Annotated in this window: 18 protein-coding genes; 7 read left to right on the top strand and 11 right to left on the bottom strand. The window is 47.0% G+C overall.

Annotated features, from left to right (window positions below; translation table 11 throughout):
- Positions 1-243: 243 nt before the first annotated feature.
- The 7 genes from MKZ12_RS01300 to MKZ12_RS01330 form a co-directional block, all read right to left on the bottom strand.
- Positions 244-1521, bottom strand: coding sequence for an S-layer homology domain-containing protein (locus MKZ12_RS01300; RefSeq protein ID WP_339258344.1), 1278 nt, complete (start codon positions 1519-1521; stop codon positions 244-246).
- Positions 1522-1858: 337 nt separating this feature from the next.
- Positions 1859-2188 carry a chaperone CsaA gene (csaA, locus tag MKZ12_RS01305; RefSeq protein ID WP_339258346.1) on the bottom strand — a complete coding sequence of 110 codons (330 nt, stop codon included), beginning with the start codon at positions 2186-2188 and terminating at the stop codon, positions 1859-1861.
- Positions 2189-2298: 110 nt separating this feature from the next.
- The gene (udk, locus tag MKZ12_RS01310; protein WP_017691162.1) at positions 2299-2931 is read right to left on the bottom strand and encodes a uridine kinase; all 633 of its coding nucleotides are present in this window, start codon (positions 2929-2931) and stop codon (positions 2299-2301) included.
- Positions 2932-2950: 19 nt separating this feature from the next.
- Complete coding sequence (locus MKZ12_RS01315) at positions 2951-3124, bottom strand: hypothetical protein (protein WP_339258348.1); 174 nt, start codon at positions 3122-3124, stop codon at positions 2951-2953.
- A 7-nt stretch (positions 3125-3131) separates the two neighbouring features.
- Positions 3132-3713, bottom strand: coding sequence for a VanZ family protein (locus tag MKZ12_RS01320; protein ID WP_339258349.1), 582 nt, complete (start codon positions 3711-3713; stop codon positions 3132-3134).
- 31 nt (positions 3714-3744) lie between these two features.
- Positions 3745-4869, bottom strand: coding sequence for a DUF4179 domain-containing protein (locus MKZ12_RS01325; protein ID WP_339239106.1), 1125 nt, complete (start codon positions 4867-4869; stop codon positions 3745-3747).
- A complete protein-coding gene (locus MKZ12_RS01330; RefSeq protein WP_339239107.1) occupies positions 4853-5389 on the bottom strand; it encodes a sigma-70 family RNA polymerase sigma factor in 537 nt (178 codons plus the stop codon). The genes MKZ12_RS01325 and MKZ12_RS01330 overlap by 17 nt, the downstream gene beginning before the upstream one ends.
- Before the next feature lie 331 nt (positions 5390-5720).
- Here MKZ12_RS01330 and MKZ12_RS01335 point away from each other — a divergent pair, with 331 nt between their 5' ends.
- The 4 genes from MKZ12_RS01335 to MKZ12_RS01350 all read left to right on the top strand — a co-directional run bounded on the left by MKZ12_RS01335 (position 5721) and on the right by MKZ12_RS01350 (position 11107).
- Complete coding sequence (locus tag MKZ12_RS01335) at positions 5721-6566, top strand: PRD domain-containing protein (protein WP_311768645.1); 846 nt, start codon at positions 5721-5723, stop codon at positions 6564-6566.
- Between the two features lie 138 nt (positions 6567-6704).
- Entirely contained in the window at positions 6705-8633 is a 1929-nt protein-coding gene (locus MKZ12_RS01340) for a beta-glucoside-specific PTS transporter subunit IIABC (protein ID WP_339258351.1), read from the top strand.
- A 50-nt stretch (positions 8634-8683) separates the two neighbouring features.
- Positions 8684-10141: a family 1 glycosylhydrolase gene (locus MKZ12_RS01345; RefSeq protein ID WP_339258352.1), complete on the top strand. Its 1458-nt coding sequence runs from the start codon at positions 8684-8686 to the stop codon at positions 10139-10141.
- Between the two features lie 6 nt (positions 10142-10147).
- Complete coding sequence (locus MKZ12_RS01350) at positions 10148-11107, top strand: 2-keto-3-deoxygluconate permease (protein ID WP_339258353.1); 960 nt, start codon at positions 10148-10150, stop codon at positions 11105-11107.
- A gap of 102 nt (positions 11108-11209) precedes the next feature.
- On the opposite strand, the gene MKZ12_RS01355 is transcribed toward MKZ12_RS01350, so the two are convergent.
- The gene (locus MKZ12_RS01355; RefSeq protein WP_339258355.1) at positions 11210-11893 is read right to left on the bottom strand and encodes a type 1 glutamine amidotransferase domain-containing protein; all 684 of its coding nucleotides are present in this window, start codon (positions 11891-11893) and stop codon (positions 11210-11212) included.
- Positions 11894-12277: 384 nt separating this feature from the next.
- On the opposite strand from MKZ12_RS01355, the gene MKZ12_RS01360 reads away from it, so the two are divergent.
- Positions 12278-12742, top strand: coding sequence for a hypothetical protein (locus MKZ12_RS01360; protein ID WP_339239113.1), 465 nt, complete (start codon positions 12278-12280; stop codon positions 12740-12742).
- A gap of 138 nt (positions 12743-12880) precedes the next feature.
- On the opposite strand, the gene MKZ12_RS01365 is transcribed toward MKZ12_RS01360, so the two are convergent.
- Together MKZ12_RS01365 and MKZ12_RS01370 are read right to left on the bottom strand one after the other, a co-directional pair.
- Complete coding sequence (locus MKZ12_RS01365; RefSeq protein WP_339261272.1) at positions 12881-15901, bottom strand: DEAD/DEAH box helicase; 3021 nt, start codon at positions 15899-15901, stop codon at positions 12881-12883.
- A gap of 5 nt (positions 15902-15906) precedes the next feature.
- On the bottom strand, positions 15907-17688 hold the full coding sequence (locus MKZ12_RS01370; RefSeq protein ID WP_339258356.1) for an SWIM zinc finger family protein: 1782 nt from the start codon (positions 17686-17688) through the stop codon (positions 15907-15909).
- A 280-nt stretch (positions 17689-17968) separates the two neighbouring features.
- On the opposite strand from MKZ12_RS01370, the gene MKZ12_RS01375 reads away from it, so the two are divergent.
- Positions 17969-18787 (top strand): endonuclease/exonuclease/phosphatase family protein, encoded by an 819-nt coding sequence (locus tag MKZ12_RS01375; protein ID WP_339258358.1) that lies wholly within the window; start codon positions 17969-17971, stop codon positions 18785-18787.
- A 162-nt stretch (positions 18788-18949) separates the two neighbouring features.
- On the opposite strand, the gene MKZ12_RS01380 is transcribed toward MKZ12_RS01375, so the two are convergent.
- On the bottom strand, positions 18950-19777 hold the full coding sequence (locus MKZ12_RS01380) for a methyl-accepting chemotaxis protein (protein WP_339239116.1): 828 nt from the start codon (positions 19775-19777) through the stop codon (positions 18950-18952).
- Positions 19778-20151: 374 nt separating this feature from the next.
- On the opposite strand from MKZ12_RS01380, the gene MKZ12_RS01385 reads away from it, so the two are divergent.
- Entirely contained in the window at positions 20152-22395 is a 2244-nt protein-coding gene (locus MKZ12_RS01385) for a glycoside hydrolase family 88 protein (protein ID WP_339258360.1), read from the top strand.
- Positions 22396-22550 lie beyond the last annotated feature (155 nt).

Genomic DNA, 22550 nt, shown 5'->3' on the forward strand with positions numbered 1-22550 from the left:
TTAGATTGTCAATTTGGTAAATATATACACCTATATTGGTTTTCTTTTTCCCTTCAACAGGGATCACCTTTTTTTGTGACTTCGCTGGTGTAGAAGGCTCCATATGGAATGTGTTTATTTCCGGTTTAATTCCAGGTCCTCCACCTGCAGAGGCCTGAGTTACTGATGATACAAGTAATACGAGTGATAACACGAACAACGCCATTTTTTTAACAGCTTTTTTTCCCTTCAAATATAATCCCTCTAATCTGTGGCTATTACGCTGTAAGCGGGTCCTTCTTTGGTCACAAGACTGACAGCAAAAGTAAGTTCTTTATCAAAATGTAAGAGTCCTCTACTCCAGTAGACTGGATTATTAACAGCGAATACACCTCTAGTTTTTGTGAAATCATTAATTACGGGCCCAGCATATGCAGCAAAGGCTTTCGAAGTTGGAGAATTCATAGGATTAATTGTTGCTGAATTAAGTAAACTTCCGGCTTGTAGTGCATTCATGGTAGTACTTTTCACGTTCAATTCAAGTTCCGCAAAAGAATAATAAGCTCCTCGTACCAAGGTGTATCCCTCATCTACAAAAACAGGGTAATATATACTCCTTTCAGAACCCTTTGCAAAGGTATTAACAATAATCCAATTTTTTATCTTGAGATCGGCATATTTAGTATCTGTAATAATATTTTTATTACGAACTTTCGAGAAGTCGTCTGTAACCTCACTGTAGTCAACGTCGGGTCCAACCTTTTTCTCAGGCGTTTTTTTGTAAGATGGCGCAATAATACTCAGATTCGTTCCCGTCAAGCCCACCGCTCGCAGCTCATTCAGCCCCTGAAAATCAGCAGGTTTTGTCTTCATAACTGCTGCATAACGTGCGATCAATACAGCTACTTCAGCTCGTGTTGTCGTACGATCGACGCCAAATGTTTTATCGTTGGCTACACTCATCAGTCCTGTTCCCAGAGCAACGGCAACTGCATTTTTTTGAGCGCTTGCGAGTTTGCCTGTGAAATATTCCTTTGCAGGCACAACGGTGTTGGTCACATCAGAGAGTGCTTGCTTGTACTCGGGATCAACCACCGTTAGCCCTTGTGTCAGCCAAGTTGCCATCTCGCCTCGTTGAAGAGCGCCCTGTGCATCCAGTTTTCCCTTGTAACTGGAAGGGTTGATAAAGCCTTTCGCGATAGCCGTAGAGACACCACTTTTTGCCCACTCGGGTATATCTGTAAAATTGTTTGATTCTTGTGTCGATGCATTAGGCTGATCGGATAAACGGCCCAGGATACTTGCCATTTCAGCTTTGGTGACCGGTGAACTTGGTTTAAATGTCCCGTCAGCATACCCCTTGAAATAACCTTGTTCCACGGCCGAATTAATCGCTGACGATGCCCAGTGTGTAGCCGGAACGTCTTTGAATTTAGTTGTAGCTTGTGCAGCTTCTACAGGATTGCCAATGGCTCCAAAACCTACGATCCCCCCTGTTAATATAGCCAATGCCGTTACGCCGGAAATCATCATTTTTTTCATGAATCTTACTCCTCTCCATTGTCGTTTGTTGTCTTTGGTATGTACGGTTTAGGTTACTAGATACTAAATTTGTAATATTAATGAATATTCTACCATGTAATACTAGGCTGTTGGTATGATTTATCAATATGTTTTCTCCTCTCCACACCACTCTTACTAATTCTCCAGACCTATATTCCCTCAAAAAAACACAAAAAAAGGCCACGAATCCGCAGATTCATAGCCTTATGCTTTAAGGTCTCTAACATATGTAGTTCCTTCATCAATCATCAATACATCAAGAATACTCGATTTCCAAACATTTGAAAAGCCCATATTCTTCTTATTCAATATTAAGTCAGGCTATCGGTGTTCCATTAGGCAATGTGCTATCTGGTGTGAGCAAGACTACATCGCCTTCACCAGGCACGCCGCCCAGCACAAGTACTTCAGAGACAAAACCGGCAATCCGGCGAGGTGGGAAATTAACTACAGCAACAACCTGTTTGCCGATGATCATGTCAGGCGTATATCGTTGGGTAATCTGAGCACTGGAGCGTTTAAGACCAAGTGGTCCGAAGTCAATTGTCATTTTAATAGCGGGTATGCGAGCCGTGGGGAAGGGTTCGGCTTCCACCACTGTACCAACCCGGATGTCATGCTGCATAAACTCTTCAAAAGTAGCCATAGGGAGAGATCTCCTTTCAATTATGGGATTATTATAAATGAATAATTAACAAAAAATCCAGATTACGCGGTATCGTAACCTGGATTTCTGTTGTGCTGTTTTGCAGCAAATTAAGCGCCGTTCCAATTTTCCCCAGTGAGATATTTCTCGGTGAGGATGGATAACATCTGAATACCTACTTCATTATGTCCGCCTTCTGGAATAATGATATCGGCATACTTTTTGGATGGCTCGATAAAAGCATCGTGCATCGGTTTTACCGTTTCGAGATATTGTTTGTACACGGATTGGATCGTGCGTCCGCGCTCTTCAATGTCCCGCAGTACTCTGCGCAGAATGCGCACATCGGAGTCGGTATCAACAAATACTTTGATGTCCATCAGACTGCGAAGATGTTCGTCAATCAGCACATGCAATCCTTCTACAATGACAATATGGTTCGGTGCCAGTTCAACCGTCTCATTGGCAGCACGATTATCTATGGTGAAGTCATATACGGGAGCATACGCCGCTTGGCCTTTTTTCAACAAAGTGAGATGCTCAATCAACAGATCATTATCGAATGCAAATGGGTGATCGTAATTGGTGAGTCGGCGTTGCTCAGGTGTGAGCTGCGACTGGTCTTTGTAATAATTGTCTTGGGATATAAACGTGACTTTACCTGATCCCAGACGGTCGATGACGGAGCGAGCTACCGTCGTTTTACCGGAGCCGGTTCCTCCGGCGATACCAATAATGAGCATGGTTGTTCCATAAGCCTCCCTAAAATGGCAGCATGATGAATGGATAAAAGCGCATCAGAAATCCTTCGTTCATGGCCTTTATCCACATGTCTGTCTCTGAATACACAATTCCTTCATTGTACCATAGCAGACGGCTTTTTTCATCTTGGTGTATGGACCATGTTTTGCCTTCAGGGGCTTTATGCTTGTTCATATTCATTTTACTGCATATCTTTGGATGATACTCCCCGTGGTGACTCCCATAGGGCCAGCAGGCGCTGTCCGATGGAACTTTTTGTTAACATATTCAGGATGACATAACCAAGAACACATCCTGTTGTATTGGCTATCAAATCGTTCAGATCGGTGCTGCGACCGTTGCCTAAGGTTGCTCGGAGCAGCAACTGTGTTATTTCGATGAGGAAACTTACGCTCAATCCTGCGAATGCTGCTGTTCGTATCGAGTGAATCCAAGGCTTGATGAAAGGAAGCATGAACCCCAGTGGCATAAACAGCACAATGTTGAGGAGAAAGCTTGGTGCATCTGCAGTCAGAAGCGGAATCCATTGAATGCTCTGATACCATGGGGTCTGATTGGCATAGATTCCGATGTTCACGTCGATAGGGAAAAATACAAAGTGCATAACGCTCAACATATATATGGAAAATGTGAGCATCGACACATATTGTCTGACCGTATATCTGGTTTTGCTCACCCTGGCATGGAGCATCAGGGCGAGCAGGACCAGAACGAATAGTGGACCAAGTACGATGGGAGATGAGATTGAATATTGGATGGACATGCGATGGCTCCTCCACAGAAATGAGATCAGGCTATTGAAGCTGAATCTTCATTTCCATTCCCTTGATGAATTGAGTGTCTTTAACCTCTTCCGTAAAATCATCCTTGATCTTGAAAGGTTTCACTATCAGATATTTTACATCCTTGGCAGTTGTGGCATATATGCGTTCCGATTTCAGTTGGTTCCCCTCGTATAGGCCTTCGCCGCTGAGAGCGGTTAGCTGCCGCCCCTGATCATCATAGACGGCGAATCCGATGTGACGCAGCTGTTCTTCCTCTTTTGCCGTAAGTGTACTCTTATCGTTCAACCCAATCACGGTAGTTAAGCGGGTGGTGACAGGGGTAACCTCCGCTTCCGTAACAGCGGCTGTATACACATCGTTGGTCATGGCTGTGTTAGGCAGAACCTGATGAACGTTTTCTGTTGATTTGGCAAAAGGAACCGTCAACTCGAACTCATGATCGATGCCTTGCAACGTCAATTGAACCTTCGCCTCGAACTGATCCGGCAATTGTGCCGTTCCCTGATCGGAGGAAATGACCTGCTCAAAGAGCAGTGTATTCGGCTGCGTTTCTCCTACCGAACTATAGAACATACCGCTATCCGAGAGGGACCCGTCGACTTTGAAAAAGACATTCTCAATACCACTGCTCAGTTTCACAATGTCCTTGCCATTGTCATATTCACCCTGATTCAGATTCGGCGCAGTGAAATGGACCAGGAATGCAGCACGGGTACCATCATAAACCGTTTCAAGGACTTCCAGCTTCACATCCTGGTAAGCGACCTTGCTGTTAACAGGGGTAGTCAAGCCGTCGTTGCCCGCCGTTCGCAGACCCATATCGGCTTCGATTGAGCTGAAGAGGCTTCCTACAAGTGGGATGTTGCGCAAGGAGGCGGCCATGGCCGGTGACACAAAGCCGGATGCAAATACGGTCACGCCCAATACTCCGGCTGCGATCGTCGCAGCTGCAGCCTTGTTCCATCGCTTGTTCCGGCGACTGGAGCGCAAATTTTGTTCGGTTTTTAATGTGTTTGGGGAAGCCGGCAGAGAGTCCAGTGTGGCATCAATCCGGTTACGCACAAGTTCAGACATCAGAGGACGCTCCTTCGCTTGGTTCTTTAATTCCTGATCGATATTAAACGGGTTTGACATGTAAGTTTACCTCCCGAAAATTTTTGAATTTTTGATATAACTCCTGCCTTGCCCGAGTAAGTCTCATTTTCACTGCACTTTCGGAAATATTCAGCGCATCGGCGACTTGACGCAGGGATAGGTCCTCAAAATAATGCAAAACGACTACAATTCGTTTCGATTCCTCCAGTCGGTCTACTGCTTCTCGCATATCGACCTCATCGTAGGGACTAGAATGCTCCCGCTTTTCTGAAGGTACCTCCGCATAAGCGGTGGATAGAGAGCGGCGGGACAGGATCGTGTTGCATTCATTGATGAGGATCCGAAACAGCCAGGTTTTGAAATACCGGGGTTCCCGGAGCGTGGGCACCGATTTATATGCGTTCAGAATGGTCTCCTGAATGGCATCGGCCACGTCCTCCTCTTTTCGCAGCATGGATTTTGCTGTATTGTACAAAGCGTTCTCAATGTCTCGAATAAGCCGGATAAAGGCTTCACGATCTCCTTGGATGGCCTGGTTAACGAGATCGGTTGAATCCATGGATAACAGCTCCTTTCGTATTGGGAGGAATGAAGTCAGCACTTGGCTGGTTTTGATATGAATTAGACTGGCGGGCGGGGCATATGGTCACATTTTCTTTTTATAATTTTTAAAAAAGAGCGTTGTTATATATGACGTATCGGTTCTCTACGATCCCTTCAATGCTAAGAAAGGTTGATTTATCCTGAAGATTGCATGATTGACTTTTTCAAAAACAGCACTATAATAAACTTATATTCATAACACGGACTGTTACTGGGGAAACCAGGCATGACCGAATTCGATTGCTTAACTGTAATCGCTTTCGGTCTTTTTTTATTTTTGTTGGGGGGTGAGAACATTGAAGGTTATCAAGAAAGTAAACAATAACGTGGCCATTGCTATTAATGAACATAACGAAGAGGTATTTGTTGTAGGTAAGGGTGTAGGATTTCTGAAAACGCCTTATGAGCTGACGGAGACGGACTTGGTGGAGAAAATATTCGTAGCTCCGAAGAACATTCGGATGTATGATCTGCTGAACAGTATCCCAATTGAGGATATTTATCTCGCGGAGGAAGTCATCAAGCTGGGCAGTCAGATCCTGAATAAAACATTTAACCCGAATCTGCTTCTCACCCTGTCTGACCATATCAGTTTTGCATTAACCCGGACCAAAGAAGGCATACGTATCAAAAACCCACTGGAATGGGAAGTGCGGACACTCTATCCGGACGAGACCCGGGTGGGAGAGGCTGCGCTGAAGCTGATTCAGGAAAAAACGGATATCGCTCTGCCGACAGCCGAAACAACACTGATTGCTCTGCACTTTGTCAATGCACAGGTGGGCTCTGGAGAGATGAGTGATACCACCAAGGTAACCACAGTTACGGGCGAGATCCTGTCCGTGATCAAGTATGCGCTCAAAATTGACTTTCAAGAGGATTCCATCCATTTCATGCGCTTTGCCACACATATCCGGTATTTCATTCTGAGGCAGATGAGCGGTAAATCGCTCAAAGACGAGAATGAATCGCTTTTCCTGATGGTGAAGGAGAAGTTTCCGAAGGAACTCGCTTGTGTGGAGAAGATTGCGGATTTTCTGAAAAATAACTATGGCTGGACCTGTTCGGATGATGAAAAATTATATTTGATCTTGCATATTCAACGATTGATCTCAAATGAACCAACAGAATGAACTAGTGAAGGAACTAACCGAATAATCCATATTGGACTGTTACTGATTCGATCAGGCATGACCAAGCGTAGGGAATGACGATTCCCCGGCTTGGTCATTTTTTATATATCCAATTTATTGATGTAGAGGAGAAGGGTCATGAACAACAAAGAATTGGCTAAAAACGTACTTGAACTCGTTGGCGGCGAGCAAAATATATCGGGTCTGACACACTGTGCAACCCGTTTGAGATTTGTACTGAAGGATGATCACAAAGCAGACCTCAAGGCGCTGGATCAGCTCGAAGGCGTGCTTAAGGCACAGAATTCCGGGGGGCAGATTCAGGTTGTCATCGGTGCCAGGGTAGATGCAGTCTACAGTGAAATGAAAAATCTTACCTCTGACCATATTGGCGAACTTATGGAGTCTGCAGATAGTGGACCGAAAAAGAGACGTAACCCCGTCAATGTCGTGCTTGAAACCATCGCAGGTATATTCACGCCTGTTCTGCCAGCGCTCGTTGGTTGCGGGATGATCAAATGTGTGGCTACCGTTATAACTGCCATGGGTTACTTGGAAGGCTCTGGATTCCTAACGATCATTAACATGATCGGGGACTGTATTTTCTACTTCATGCCATTCTTCCTGGCAGTTAGTGCAGCAAACCGTTTCAAAACGAATCCCTATTTGGCGGTAGCTCTCGCTGCGGGACTCATGCATCCAACCATTTTGAACGCTGCGGCTCAGATTGCTGAGACGGGTGTAAACCGTATTGATTTTCTCGGCTTGCCGATTCTGTTGATGAAATATTCCTCTTCCGTCATTCCAATCATTTTGGCGGTATGGATTATGAGTTATGTGTATCCAATCGTCAATCGAGTGATTCCCAAGTTTCTACAGGTCCTGCTTACCCCAATGATTGTTTTGTTCATTATGATTCCAGTGGAACTAATCGTGCTTGGTCCAGTAGGTTCATATATCGGTGACTGGTTGACCAATGGCATTAATTCATTGTTCTCAACCGCAGGTGTCCTTGCTGGTGCGATTCTTGGATTTTTCAAACCGATTATGGTCATGTTCGGTATGCACTATGCCATCATGCCTATTCAGGTTCAACAAGTGGCTACACTGGGTGCAACCGTGCTGTTACCAACGGCACTGGCAGCGAATTTGGCTCAGGCTGGAGCAGCCTTCGGTGTGTTTGTACTGACGAAGAGTAAAACGATGAAATCAGCGGCTGCTTCGAGTGGATTCACCGCGTTGTTCGGAATCACCGAGCCGGCGATCTATGGGGTAACACTCAAATATAAAAGTCCTTTTTTCGCAGGTTGTCTTGCAGGTGGATTAGTCGGTGGATTCTACAGCTTGGTGCATACCACAGCGAATGCTATTTCACTTCCAGGTTTATTGGCAATTGGTACGTATTCATCGGATCGTTACATGTATGTTGTTATTGGTTGTATTGCTGCTGTTGTACTCGGTTTTGTCTTCACGCTGATGGCAGGCATCAAGGAAGATGCAGAAGGAGCCAAGTTGAAGCAGCAAACCACTGGTGGAGTAAATAGCACTCCAACCGTTACTGCCACAGAGGTAACTCCAGAGTCAGTATTATCACAGACATTCACTTCTTCTGACATGCTTATCGTTAGTCCGATGACAGGGGAAATCAAACCGATCTCTGAAGTGGAAGATCAGGCATTTGCCCAAGAGTTAATGGGTAAAGGTATTGCGATTGTTCCGACAGATGGCAAGGTATATGCTCCATTTGACGGAGTAGTCGAGGCCCTTTATCGTACCAAACATGCCATCGGATTGAAGGCGGCGAATGGTGTCGAGATCCTCATTCATATCGGGGTTGACACCGTCAGCCTCAAAGGCAAATATTTTACCGCCCATATCGAACAGGGACAGACCATCAAGGCTGGCGATTTATTGGTAGAGTTTGATCCAGAGGGCATTACGACAGCAGGTTATAACACCATTACATCCATTGTGGTGACCAACATGCAACAGTATGGGGACGTGCTGACTACAGCGACCAGCGGCCCGATCCGGGAGAGTGAAGCTCTGATCAAGCTAATCCCATAGAACGTTAAATAAACCATTTAAACAACACGTAATAACAGGAGGAAACTAAAATGACTCATTCTAATTTTCCAAAAGATTTTTTGTGGGGCGGGGCGCTTTCTGCCTGTCAGGCTGAAGGTGCTTATAATGTCGATGGCAAGAGCCTAACCATTCCAGAAGTGATGAAGTTTAATGAGAAGAACGACCGCAAGGTGACCAAGCAGATCAGGGTGAATTGGGAGATGATTGAAGAGGCCCGGAACGACCCGGATACGGTTAAATATCCAAAGCGTCGGGGGATCGATTTTTATCATAACTTCCGTGAGGATATCGCCTTGTTCGCCGAGATGGGCTTCAAAGTATTCCGTTATTCCATTTCATGGGCCAGAGTATTTCCAGGTGGCGACGATGCTGCTCCGAATGAAAAGGCACTGGAGTTCTATGATCAGGTTATTGATGAATGTCTAAAACAGGGCATGGAGCCCCTGATTACCATCAGCCACTTTGATACACCGATTGTACTGATGGACAAGTTCGGAGGATGGTACAACCGCAAGTTGATTGATCTGTATGTAAACTATTGTGATGTGCTGTTCAAGCGCTACAAGGGCAAAGTGAAATATTGGGTGACGTTCAACGAGATCAACATGAGCGTGAAAGCATCGGCCAAAACGCTGGGAATCATTGATTATGATGCTACGAATTATGAGGAAATGCTGTTCCAAGGGCTGCACCATCAATTTGTAGCTGCGTCCAGAGCAACCAAGATGGCTCATGAGATTGATCCGAATAACCAGATCGGAAGTATGGTGGCTTATTTTACAACGTATCCGTACACATGCAAGCCGGAGGATGCACTTCAGATGCAGCAGGATGATCAGATGAAAAATCAATTCTATCTGGATGTGCTCAATAAAGGCGAGTACCCTTACTATAGTAAAACGTATTTCAAAAACAAGGAGATCCAGTTGAACATCGAGGACGGCGATCTGGATACCATTCGCGCACATACGGCTGACTTCGTGGGGATGTCGTATTACAACTCCATGATTTCCAGTAGTGATACCGAACAACTTGAATTAACAGCCGGGAACGTACACAGTGTCTACAAAAACCCGCATTTGCCTGCAAACGAGTGGGGTTGGCAGATTGATCCGATTGGCCTGCGGTATACGCTTAATCTCGTCTATGATCGGTATCAAAAACCGGTCTTCATTCTGGAGAACAGCTCAGGCTTCTACGACAAGCTGAATGAGGACGGAACGATCAACGATCCCTATCGGATTGATTTCCTGAGCAAACATATTGAACAGATGGGACTCGCCATTGCGGATGGGGTCGAAGTGTTGGGTTACACCATGTGGGGGCCGATCGACATGATCAGTTCAGGGACTTCCGAGATGAGCAAACGGTACGGATTTATCTACGTGGATCAGGATGACTATGGCAGTGGTACGCTGCAAAGATATCGGAAAGATTCGTTCTTCTGGTATCAGAATGTGATCCGTACCAACGGAGCAGAACTGTAACAGGTCATGAATATTCTGGGCCGAATCAAAAAAATTCCCGGCGGCTTGCTGATTGTTCCCATGCTTGCCGCCGCGGTCGTCAACACGGTGTTTCCATCGTTGTTTCAGATCGGAGATCCAACGACAGCACTATTCACATCGAAAGGTACCATGGTGCTGATTGGCATGATTTTGCTCGTGTCCGGAACACAGCTCAATCTGTCACAGCTTCTGGTGACCTTGAAAAGAGCAGGGGTACTTTGTATTTCACGTATTCTTATCAGCTGTCTGTTCGGCTGGGCGTTTGTACACTTTTTTGGCATTAGTGGGGTTGGAGGCGTGTCTGCGGTAGCTTTCATTGCTGTTCTGACCAGTTGTAATCCGGGATTATATCTGGCCTTGATGAATACGTACGGGGATGATGTGGATCGTGCTGCGTTTGGTATTCTGAACCTGATTGCCGTTCCGGTTATTCCGGTCATGATATTGAATTCGGCAAGCGGTGTCGGTATCGATTACCTCAGTGTCCTTGCTACCCTGGTGCCTTTCTTCATCGGCATATTGCTTGGCAATCTGGACAGTAATATACAGAAGATGTTCGCTCCGGGAACACTGATTCTGCTGCCTTTCCTGGGCACAAGCTTTGGGTCCAATATTGATCTGCGCATTGCATTTCAATCCAGTCTATCCGGTTTGCTGGTCACGGTGTTATTTTTGCTGATCTGCATGCTGCCGCTCATTGGAATCGATCGTGCGTTATTAAGGCGGCCCGGTTATGCAGCAGCTGCGACATGTTCGGTTGCTGGATTGTCTATGGTGGTACCTTCAATGGCTGCTGGGTTCAATCCGGCATATGCGCCCTATGTGGACACAGCCATCGCTCAGATTGCGTTTGCCGTGATCCTGACATCGGTGACCGTGCCTTATATCGTGAAGCGACTGGCTAGAGGAACTGCGACGGAAGCTTCGACACAAGCAAATCATTAAAAAAACAGCATGTGTTCTGTCAGGTCATGACGGATCACATGCTGTTTTGCTTTTACATCTATATAATCTCCTGGGGGGAGTAGAGGGATTGATCGGTTTATTTTACAGACCCAGCAGTTGTTTAACACTTTCAGCTACTGCTTTGCTGGATTGCGGATTCTGTCCTGTGACCACGCGGCCATCTGTTGTGACATAAGAGCTGAAGGCAGCAGCTTTATCGTACTGTGCGGCACGTTCTCTCAAAGCATCTTCCAGCAGGAAAGGAACATATTCGGTTTGTTGTGCCAATGCTTCCTCTTCATTCGTGAAGCCGGAGACGGTTTTGTCTTTGATCAAGAGTAAGCCGTTGGACAACTTCACGTTCAGCAGGGCTGTAACCCCGTGGCACACACCGGATACAACGCCACCTTTTTCATAGATTTCACGAGAAAGCTCTTGGAGTTCCGCATTGTCCGGGAAATCCCACATGGTACCGTGACCCCCTGTGAAGTAGATCGCATCATAATCACTTGCATTCACTTCGCCAGGTTTCAACGTGTTCTTCAATTGGTTCATGAATGTTTCGTTCTCGAAATAGGCTTTGGTGCTTTCATCCAGGGATTCACCCAGACTTTTCGGATCAAGAGGTACGTTACCCCCTTTAGGGCTAACCAGATCGATCTGAACATTGTCATTATGGTCAAACTCTTCAATAAAGTGAGTTGCTTCGCTCAGCCACAAGCCGGTAGGTTCGTCCTTCGTTGCGTATTTATCTACATTTGTTAGAACAACCAGTATCTTTTTCATATAAAAACCTCCCGTAAAGTGTATAACATTCATTTATATTAAGTATCACAAAATTAAATTGTGTAAAATATATTATTAAACATAACATAACCATGTTCTAAAGTAAAATCATGAACGTATCTTCGATCTCCATTGTTACTTTCAAGCGTAGGCGTAAAGAACAATCTAGTCGTAGTTAATATGCCCTTTGAGAATGCACGTTTACTTATAATGCGCTGTTTAATTTACTCAATTTGTAAGCGGAGGTAGGCATGTGTAAGGGTTATCAAAATTAATTCAATTTTGATGTTAATTTGATTGTACAACTAGTTCTTTTGATTTAGAATGGCGGAAGATACCAACAAAAAACTGGTACATATTACATAGGGACTCGGAGGAACACAAATGAAACGTTCAGGTAAATTTTTCGCTTCAACAGCAGTTGCTGTTGTCGCTGCAGTCTCCATCGTCTCTTCAGCCTCGGCAAGCACAATCTCTAATTCGAATATCTCTAGTATTTCTATGGCTAATATTCAAAGTATGGATATCGAAACTGCTTTGATGTTGGTTCAACAAGAACGCACCAAATTATTGGATGCCCAATTGCAGACACAAATTCAGGAAGTACAGAACCGCAACAATTATATTGCAGATTTGAATGCACAATTGTCGATAGCTCAACAAAACGGGGATGAAGCAGCTATTCAGAAGCTGAAAGGCCAAATTGATGCTGCAAGCAATTCCCAACAGATGGACATGCTTCGTCTGCAGTCCCTGTCCAACAAGCGTAATGAAGCATTTGACGTAATGACAAACTTTATCAAAAAAATGCAGGATTCAAGATCATCCATCATCGGTAACATGCGTTAAGAACGGATGATTAACTGCAACAATACAAAAAGAGCGGAGCCGGAATTTTAATTCCGAAACTTCGCTCTTTTTGTGTATTTTATTTGTTTTATCTCTCTGGAATGCGGGTTTGGCCTGTACTATAAATCTTCTGCCAAGTTAGCCAGACCAGTCACGACGCCGAGTGAACAGATCCTTCAGCTCGTCCGTCGACAGTTCCGTAATCCAGTTCTCGGAGCTTGTGATGATGTTATCGCTAAGTTGTTGTTTGCTCTCCAACATCTCGTCGATCCGCTCCTCCAATGTACCGAGAGAGATGAACTTATGCACCTGTACATCTTTGGTCTGACCCATCCGATAAGCCCGGTCGGTGGCTTGATTCTCCACAGCCGGGTTCCACCAGCGGTCAAAGTGGAAGACATGATTGGCTGCGGTCAGATTCAATCCCACGCCGCCTGCCTTGATGGACAGAATGAAGACGGACGGCTGCTTGTCCTCAGGCAGTGTTCGGGATTGGAATTCCTCAATCATGCGGTCCCTTGCAGTCTTAGAGGTGCCCCCGTGCAGATACAGCACAGGTTCCTGCAACTCCTGACGCAGTACCTGTTGCAGCATCTGTCCCATACCGATGTATTGGGTGAAGATCAGGCATCGCTCGCCCTCATCCCGCAATTCACGGACAAGCTCCATCAGTCGTTCCAGCTTCGCGGAACGGCTGATCAGCATCGCCATATCCTGCTGGCTGTACACATCATAAGAAGATGTTAATGTGCCGTCCTCGGGCAGTTCCTCCGGCAAAGCTTCTTTTGTCAGCAGCAGAGGGTGGTCACACAATTGTTTAAGCTGAGTTAGTGCCGACAGAATCGCACCTTTGCGTTTGATACCTTCCAGCTCTTTCATTTTATCCATCAGGGCTTGCACAGACTGGTCGTATAATGCACTCTGCTCACCCGTAAGGTGAATGTATGTCTTCATCTCGTTTTTGTCCGGCAGATCAAGCTGGATATTCGGATCTTTTTTCTTGCGGCGCAGCATGAACGGTTTCACGAGCTGTTGAAGATCTTGCATCCGCTGCTCATCCTTGTCTTTCTCGATGGCACTGATAAAGCGAGTCTGGAATGCCCGTGCACTACCCAGATATCCTGGATTGGTAAAATCATAGATTGACCACAGCTCGGACAACCGATTCTCGATTGGTGTGCCTGTCATGGCAATGCGGTGTTTTGCCGGGAAGCTGCGGACGGCCAAGGACTGTTTGGTCTGGGCGTTTTTGATATTCTGCGCTTCATCGAGGCAGATGCATGACCACGTATATGTCTGCAACATTTCCTGATCGAGTGTAGCCGTAGCAAAGGACGTGATGATAATGTCCACTTGTTCCGTTTGCTCCCGGAATTCTTCCCCGCTTAATCGGCGTGCTCCGTAATGCAGGCTGACATGAATGGAGGGTGCGAAGCGGCTAATCTCCTTTTGCCAGTTGCCCAATACAGAAGTTGGACAGATCAGAAGTGCCGGAGCCTGTCCCGGCTTACGTGGTTCATGTTCTTTGATGTGTAATAGATACGTAATGAACTGTATGGTTTTCCCGAGACCCATATCATCGGCAAGACATGCCCCAAGGCCGAATCTGCGCAGGAAACCAAGCCATGCAAAACCTTCCTTCTGATACGATCGCAGCTCGGCATGAAGCCCTGTAGGAATGGGCAGGGAAGGCGCACCGCCTTGTCCGCCTCCCAGTTGTGCAATGACCTGATTCAGGTGCTCATTCAGTTCCACTTCCAGCCGAATGTTCTGATCATCCTGTGGTTGCTGCTCATCCTCGGCTTGTTGTTCTTCCTTCCATTTCTGGTTGCGATATTCCCGCTGTTCATTGTGCAGCAGATGCAGGTGCAGAATATCCTGAAATGAGAGTCCTTGTTCCCGATCTACACCGCCCATGGCACGACGTATCTGTTCCAGCAGGTCGGGGTCGAGAGGAACCCATTCTCCACGGAAGCGAACCAATCGTTCATTACGGGCCACAAGATCGGCGAACTCATCTTCGCTGAGATCCGTGTCACCAATCGCAATGCGCCAGTCAAAATGAATAATTGAGTCCAGTCCGAAGAAGGACTGTCCCCGCTCACTGCCTTCCTCTGGCTTCACCTTGGCGCGCAGCTTAGGCTTCTTCTTCCGGGCTGCTTCCCACCAACCCGGGAGCAGGACTTGCCAACCCGCTGCCAGCAACCTGCCGCTATCCTGTGTAAGGAACTGCCAGGCTTCCTGATCTCCCAAAGGATCACTCAGCACATCCCGTCTGCCGCTAATGGAGCTTGCAAGACGTGGCAAATGTGCGCGAAGCTGATCCAGCCATCCGGCGGAGCGATCCAGAATGAACGGTGTCCATACCTCTGGCCATTCGCCTTCAAGTCTGCCGCGTGAATCCAGCATGACGGGCACCAAGATGGCGGCATCCAGCTTGTTCTGCAACACCAGTCGCAGCCGCCAAGCTGGCTCATCCTCGTCCGGCTCCTGCAATTGCAGCATAGGTCTGAATGGTGCGGCATCCGCTTTCCAGCCAATGGATACAAGCCAGGACTGAGCGTCCATTCCGGCTGTCTTGGGTAGAGTACCGCGCTCTGGGAACAACTGCGGAAATTCACGCCGCAGATCGGTCGCAGCTTCCTCCGAACTGTACCAGCGCTGGAAAACGAAGGCAGAGTAAGCCGCCCCTAGCCCTTCCGCGTAGCTCTCGTCCGTCTGTTGAATCGCTTTGGTAAGCGATGCCCGATCCTGCTTTTTCAAGCTGTCCGGGTCCCAGGTCCACTGAAGTTGTCCTGCGCGATAGGCCTCAAAGCTGGGTACGTATTTACGTTTCTCAACAGATGCTGCGAATGCCGGAGCCAGTCGAATCAGATGTTCCGCTTGCTCATCCCATTTCCATTCAATATGAAGCAGCGTGTGCATCTCGGCAAAGAAGGGAATGACTTCTTCTGCAGGCAGAACAACCAGCTCAATCTCCTCGATCTGCCGAACTTCCAGTTCGGTGCCGTAGAAGGAAGGTGCATGCCAAGCGAACAATCGCTGCTTAAGCGACTGTCCCGATACAAAGTGGTGTGTGTTGAGCGCTCCGTAAAACAAAGCATCGCCATATCCGGTTAAAGCGACGTGAACCTCAATCGTTTCAGTGTATGGATGAATTAAGCTCATGAGATCAGTTTACCTTTCCGAAGCTCTTCCTGCAGGGCGCGCAGCCGACTGTTACGAACGGCGAGTGTGGTGATGAATTGCTCCCAGTGCGCTTCTTGCTTCAACTTTTTATAGATTTTGGACAGGCGTTTCAGCAGCTTCACCGCGGCCTTGTATCCGTCCCTGTTCTTATGTCCGATATAACGCTCCACCGCCTGATGATAGAAGGGCAGCAGCAGTTCAGGTGCATCTTTTTCAATCGGTTGCAGCACCGCTACGCGGAATTCGAGAGGTTCCGTCCCTGTACTTAGCTGAAAATCAATCCACCTGCGCCACTGACCACGAGAATGCATGGCATCCTCATAGGCTGGGCGAGAGTGGGGGAGCATGCTGACAAGTGTGTCCCACATGCGGTTCTCTGTATCCGGCAGATGTTGAATGGCCGTGTCCCACAGATGCATGTAATCATTCAAAGGCGTGTTACGCCGATTCGCCAGCAGGGGACCAAGTTGTACCAACCAATCTCCGAGCCGCTTCCATTCAGCTGCATCTGTGAGCACGTGGAGAAAATGCAACAGATGTTCTGGCGGGATGCCATAGGCGGAGCTTCCATGGACGAGTCGTTGCCAAGCCTGATCATCCTGCCCCAGATGGAAGTGTATCCAACTCTGCGCGAGCACCAGAGGTAAGGGCAGTGTTAAGGCTCTACGTGGTCTATCGTTACTACCTCCATTACTTGGAGCGCCACCACCCAAGACACTTTCACCTGATTGGGAAGGTGCCGAAGTCGCTGTTAAATTGCGCTCTATATCATTTAAGATGGCCTGTTCCGACACTAACATGTCCCGTGACCCTTGAGGCTCAGGTACGATCCAGTTCAACCACAGTTGCCGATAGATCGGAGTGAAGAACATCATGCTTGCTGTCTCAGGCATCATCTGTTTGCGTAAATAGGCTGAGGTTTCAGACAATCTGTTCCAAAGTTGCTCAAGCTTGTTTCCCTTTAGACCGGACAAGTCTAGCGGATGGCTAAAGATCCGTTCAATGTCTTTCAAAAGTGCATCCACCGCGAGCTGGGCAGGGTAGATCATGTACACGGGGGTATGCGTAATCGAGTTACGAGCCGGCGGTACGCAGAATCGGATGAGGTGCAGCTGCACATGTAGTTCAAAAAGTTGGTCCATCGCCGCGGTCAGCCTTGGCTTAATGGCATATAACTCGTCCGTTGCTTCCTGCACGTAGGATGTGCTTGCTGTGCCGGTACCCAGCCGTCTCAGACAGGAGTGGAATAGCTCATGCCATTCCGAGATTTCGAGATCGGCAAGCTCTGTTGCACGCTCCTTGATCTGACTGTATTGGTTGTCCTGAATGTCCATATCCTGTTGTTCATCAGCTTCGGCGTAGCTGGATCGTCCTGCGGACATGGCCCCGACGGGTTTGGTCGTTTGTTTGAGCGCAGTACTGGAGTGTGCATTCACAATCGCATGTACAGGTCGCTCCAGTTGCTCGGCATAACTCATCAAGACTGCCGTCATATGTTTGCATACGGATCTCACCGGGCAGGTACAATGACTGGTAGACAGGGATTGCATGCTCAGGGTGACCTCATATTCTTCCGATCCTTGTACAACGGCCGAGATCCTTTGTTGTTCGGAATAGGTTAATGGTCCGACACGTTTCTGTTTATAATATTGGAATCCGCGCATGATCGTCAGGTTATTAAAATGCTCTGCAACCTGCCTGATCAACTGTTGCCACTGCGCATCAGCCATCCTCATGTTATTCGGTATGTTCATCATTCCATCTCCTGGGGTAAACATAGGTTCAGTAATCACCACGCCGATGACGTGATGTTGTAAAATCGTTGTATCCATCATATCAGTTATGAGCCAATCCGTGCATGGGTTATAAGAATATGAAGTTCTTTTTGGACAAACATGAATTTGGATGAATACGCAGGTGCCGTGAGCGAGTGGCATGCATGATTGCCTCATATTGTGTATGCTTATCGTATGTATTCCTTTCAGGAACGATGCAGGCCGGGGAAACGGTCCTATTACAAACAACAGGAGAGAGCATATGAAAATACTGACGTTAAACACACACGCTTGGGCGGAAGAGGATCAACTGAACAAGATCAGTCAGCTGGCTGATTTTATAAATACACATCAATTTGATGTAATCTCCATGCAGGAGGTTAACCAGTCCATGCAGGAAGCGGCGCTTTCTGAAGAAGAACTGAAGCGGTATTATGCGACTGAATCGGATGCTGTGATTAAAAAAGACAACTACGCCTACGTCCTGCTTCAGCAGCTGACAGAGCAATATTACTGGACGTGGATTCCCGCACATGTCGGGTTCCAAAAATACGATGAAGGACTGGCGATCCTTAGCCGGACGCCGATCACACAGGCTTTTGGAGAATACGTTTCCCACATGCGGGATTATAACAATTACCGGACCCGTAAGATTGTGGGAATCCAGACGGTCGTCCAAGGTGAAGCAACCTGGTTTGTGAACGGACACTATAACTGGTGGGATGATGCGCAGGAACCGTTCAAGGGACAGTGGGAGTTGACAGAGAGCAAGCTTGCCCCCTACATGGATCAGCCGTTATATATAATGGGTGATTTCAACAATGTCGCGGAAGTGCGTGGAGAAGGCTATGACTATATGATGAGCAAAGGCTGGAACGACCTGTACACCACAGCATTGCAAAAGGATGAAGGAGCAACCGTGGTGAAGGCCATTGCCGGCTGGGCAGATAACAAACGCGATCTTCGGATCGACTATATTTTCTCCAATCGTCCCATTCAGGCCAAATCTTCAACTGTGGTTTTGAACGGTAAAAACGGGCCGGTCGTGTCCGACCATTTTGGTGTTGCTGTAGAGATCTAACAGCCATGTGGCTATAAATGGGATATCCTCTCAATTAAAGAAACAAAGCCTCCGCTGACTTCCTGTTAAGGGAAGTGTAGCCGGAGGCTTTGTTGCATTCAAACATCATTTCCTATGTACATGTAGTATGGTTGTTCTTCATTTTGTTGCGGAACTGGCCTACTATTCTAACGCCAGCATCTGATGTACGAACTTTTTCAGATTCTCGCTTGTCTCGCTAAGCTGTTCAATGCTTTCCATAAACTCGCTAACGAGCTTGGCTTGATCTACTGTTGCGGTTGTAATTTGACCGATCTCCTGCTCCATATGTTTCATGGAATCCTGTACACTACCGAGAGAGGTTTCGATATCAGCCGCTGCTTGTTTCGTATGATCGGACAGTTTGCGTACTTCACTGGCAACCACACCGAATCCGGCTCCCTGATCGCCCACACGAGCTGCCTCGATCATGGCGTTCAGTCCAAGCAGATTGGTTTGTTCCGATACTTCACGAATGACGTTTGTTACTTTAGACACACTAACTGAGTTCTCTGAAGCTTTTTTGGAGTTGCGCAGAATCTCCTCTGAGGTTGCAGAGAGTTCTTCCGAATGTGCCGCAATCTGCTGAATGCCACCGACAAGCGCATGAATAGTTGTTTCATTTTCACGGATCAGCGTCTCCAGTGTCATATGACTATCCAATGCGTAGTTCACACCCAATATGCCCACGACCTGATCGTTTTCCTTGATGGGAATAAGGATGGCGTCAAAAGGTCTGCCTTGCAGATCACCAGGCATGCGTGCCACGGTACGCGTATCCTTGTTGGTGAGCATTTTGAAATCTTTGTAATCGTCATGCAGCTCATCTCCGACCTTCACGCCAATCTCCAGACTTTTTGCTTCGGAAAAATACAAAACTTTCTCATGATCATTAATGGATATGGATATGTCATCACGGAACATTTGGCTAACAAAAGGCATAGCATTTACCAGAGATTCAAGAGTATTCAATGTGCATCTTTCCTTCCCGATACAAAAAGTGGAATTTTTCGACCTACTATCTATATCGGTAACGGTTTCTGTTTTTTTAAACGAATGTTCAAATATAAGTTCAACGGGCGAGACATAAAGTAGCGCTTCGAATTTATTTGTAAGCGTAAACAAAAATCTGTAGCCACCATAGAACATGTCAGTTATACTGGGATTATTAATTGGTGCCTGAGTAAAATAGAATATATTAACGTTCAGGGCAAGGGCGTTCCTTACAAAGGTTAAGCGCTATATCTACAGATCCTGCCACAGCAGAATATGGGTCTGAGCCGCCCGGTTGGACGTTTTATTTCGGATAAGATTTTATTTCAATGTGAGAGGGATGTGTGCGATCAATGACGACCTATTTCAGCGAACCGCAGAGCATGTATTACCGATTTGGAGAAGATCAGGATCAGGTGCTGAAGGTGCTGGCCGAGAGGTATATTGGGGCCAATGCGCAGGCTGATTTTGTATATCGGGTATTCCAGAAGTCTGGTATTTTGCAAAATGAGAAAGGGCTTTATGATCTGAATTTAGGTAAACGCTTTCCTGGCGCTCCCAAAGATCATATATCTTACGCAGCTGCGCTGGTCTGGGGGGACGAGGACCGGAATCTGGATGTGTTGGTTCGCTGTTATGGACCTGTTCGCTTTTATTTTAATGAGCAGTTGGTTTATCGCTCTACCGTAATGGATGAGATCAGTCCTGATGCAACGGTGAAGCTCAGCATCGATATCAAGCCCGGTTGGAACACCATTTGGCTGGAAATGAAAAATACCCCTGCCGGCTTCGGTTGCCAGTTTGGCTCAGATGAAGGTAAAGTGCGTATTCTGAACGTATTTGCGCCGTTTCATGAGAGACAGGGACAAGCGGGTTGGGTGTTCTCCCAACCAAACCTTGCTGCGAGTAAGCAACCAGACCTGCTTGGAAAAGAAGCAGATTACAGTTTGAAGTGGCTGCCTGAGACAGGCTGGTCTAATGAAGAGATAACCAAGCCGGCTCTCGAACGAATATACGGACATCTCCCTGGACGGCATGTGTATGCTTGGACGCATCTGAACAATACCGATTCAACCGGGAGTCAGGTACGATTGTCAGGTCAATCCTCCGGTTCTTTAAGCATATGGATTAGCGGCAAACCTGTGGCACAAGTGAAGGAGGCAGGTCCGTTTGAGGTGGAGGTAGCAGCCTCTTTTGGGCGGAGTGACCTGCTCGTCCGAAGTGAATGCAATGATGCGGCAGGACCGTGGCATTTTAATTTGAATGCAACCGTTTCGGGTAAGCCACTTTCATTGGAACTTCCTCAGCGTGTCCACGGTGCTTCCGGAGAGTCCTGGTTATATGTCGGTCCCTTTGAGTCGGAGATTGAACCGGATGTGCAGGATCTTACCCGAACAGACCGAGTGTACCAAACGGGGCAAGAACAGACATATTGGCGTTTGGATCGACCGGATGCCTGGATTAGACCTTATTATGAAAACGCCATGTTAAGCAACAAATGGACTGTGGGTAGTGTGACCAATTATGGTCGCTGGGATTATCCATTAGGTGTCACTGTATATGGTCTATTACGAACTGGGCGTTATTTGCAGAGACCGGACATTACACGTTATGCGGCGGAGCATGTGCAGGCATGTACCCAGATGTATGAGTACTCATTATGGGATCGGGAGCAGTATGGTTTCCCGGCAGTCAATCAACAATTGGTCATGCTGAAAATGCTGGATAACTGTGGTTCTTTTGGTTCGGCCATGCTGGAAGCGTATTCAGAGTGTCATGAACCAACGTTTCTTCCGATTGCTGAACGGATTGCAGATTTTATGCTCTCCCGCCTGGAACGGCAGGAGGATGGGGCATTTTATCGCACATGTGTAGGGGAGTATGCTGAGAATACCATGTGGGCAGATGATCTATATATGAGCACGCCGTTTCTCGTTCGTTATGCACGGGTGACAGGCAACTCCGCCGCATTGGATGAAGCCGCCAGACAATTTTCACTGTATCGGAAGTATCTGTTCATGCCTGAGTTCAAGATCATGTCCCATGTGTATGATTTCAAATACGGACAGGCCACGCAGATTCCATGGGGACGGGGAAATGGCTGGACACTGTTTTCCTTGACGGAAGTACTGGAGGCTTTGCCAACAGAGCATCCCGAACGCCCGGCTTTGATTAATTTTTTCAACGAGCTGTGTGAAGGGTATGCGGCACTTCAAGGGGAAAGTGGGTTGTGGCATCAGGTATTGAATGATCCGCAGACGTATGAAGAAGCCTCCTGTACGGCGATGTTTGCCTATGGTTTTGCGAGAGGTGTGCGCTTTGGCTGGTTCAAAGACCCTGAAGTTTACGTCACAGCCGCCGAGCGGGCTTGGAAGGGACTCATCTGTAAAGCGATTGATCGTCAAGGTAATGTCCATGGCGTGTGCAGTGGATCACGATATGCATTTACGGCAGAGTATTACGATCAGGACTTGCGTACCGTCACCAATGACAATCACGGAATAGGCATTATGATGCTGGCAGGAACCGAGGTGGCCAAAATGAAGAAACATCTGGCCGAACACATGGTGTCTTCACCTGCAGTCTCACATTCCTGACACACCATATCTGAGACGGGAACACGACCGCCGGGAATGTTATTCCCGGTGGTTTGTGATTCTTTCAACTCCTTACTTTTTTGACAGGAAAGCTTACTTTTGTTTATGTCATGTCCAGCAATGGACCGATACAATAGGTTTTGTAAGCGATTCCA

The organism is Paenibacillus sp. FSL R5-0713 (genome assembly GCF_037973325.1).
GTDB lineage: Bacteria > Bacillota > Bacilli > Paenibacillales > Paenibacillaceae > Paenibacillus.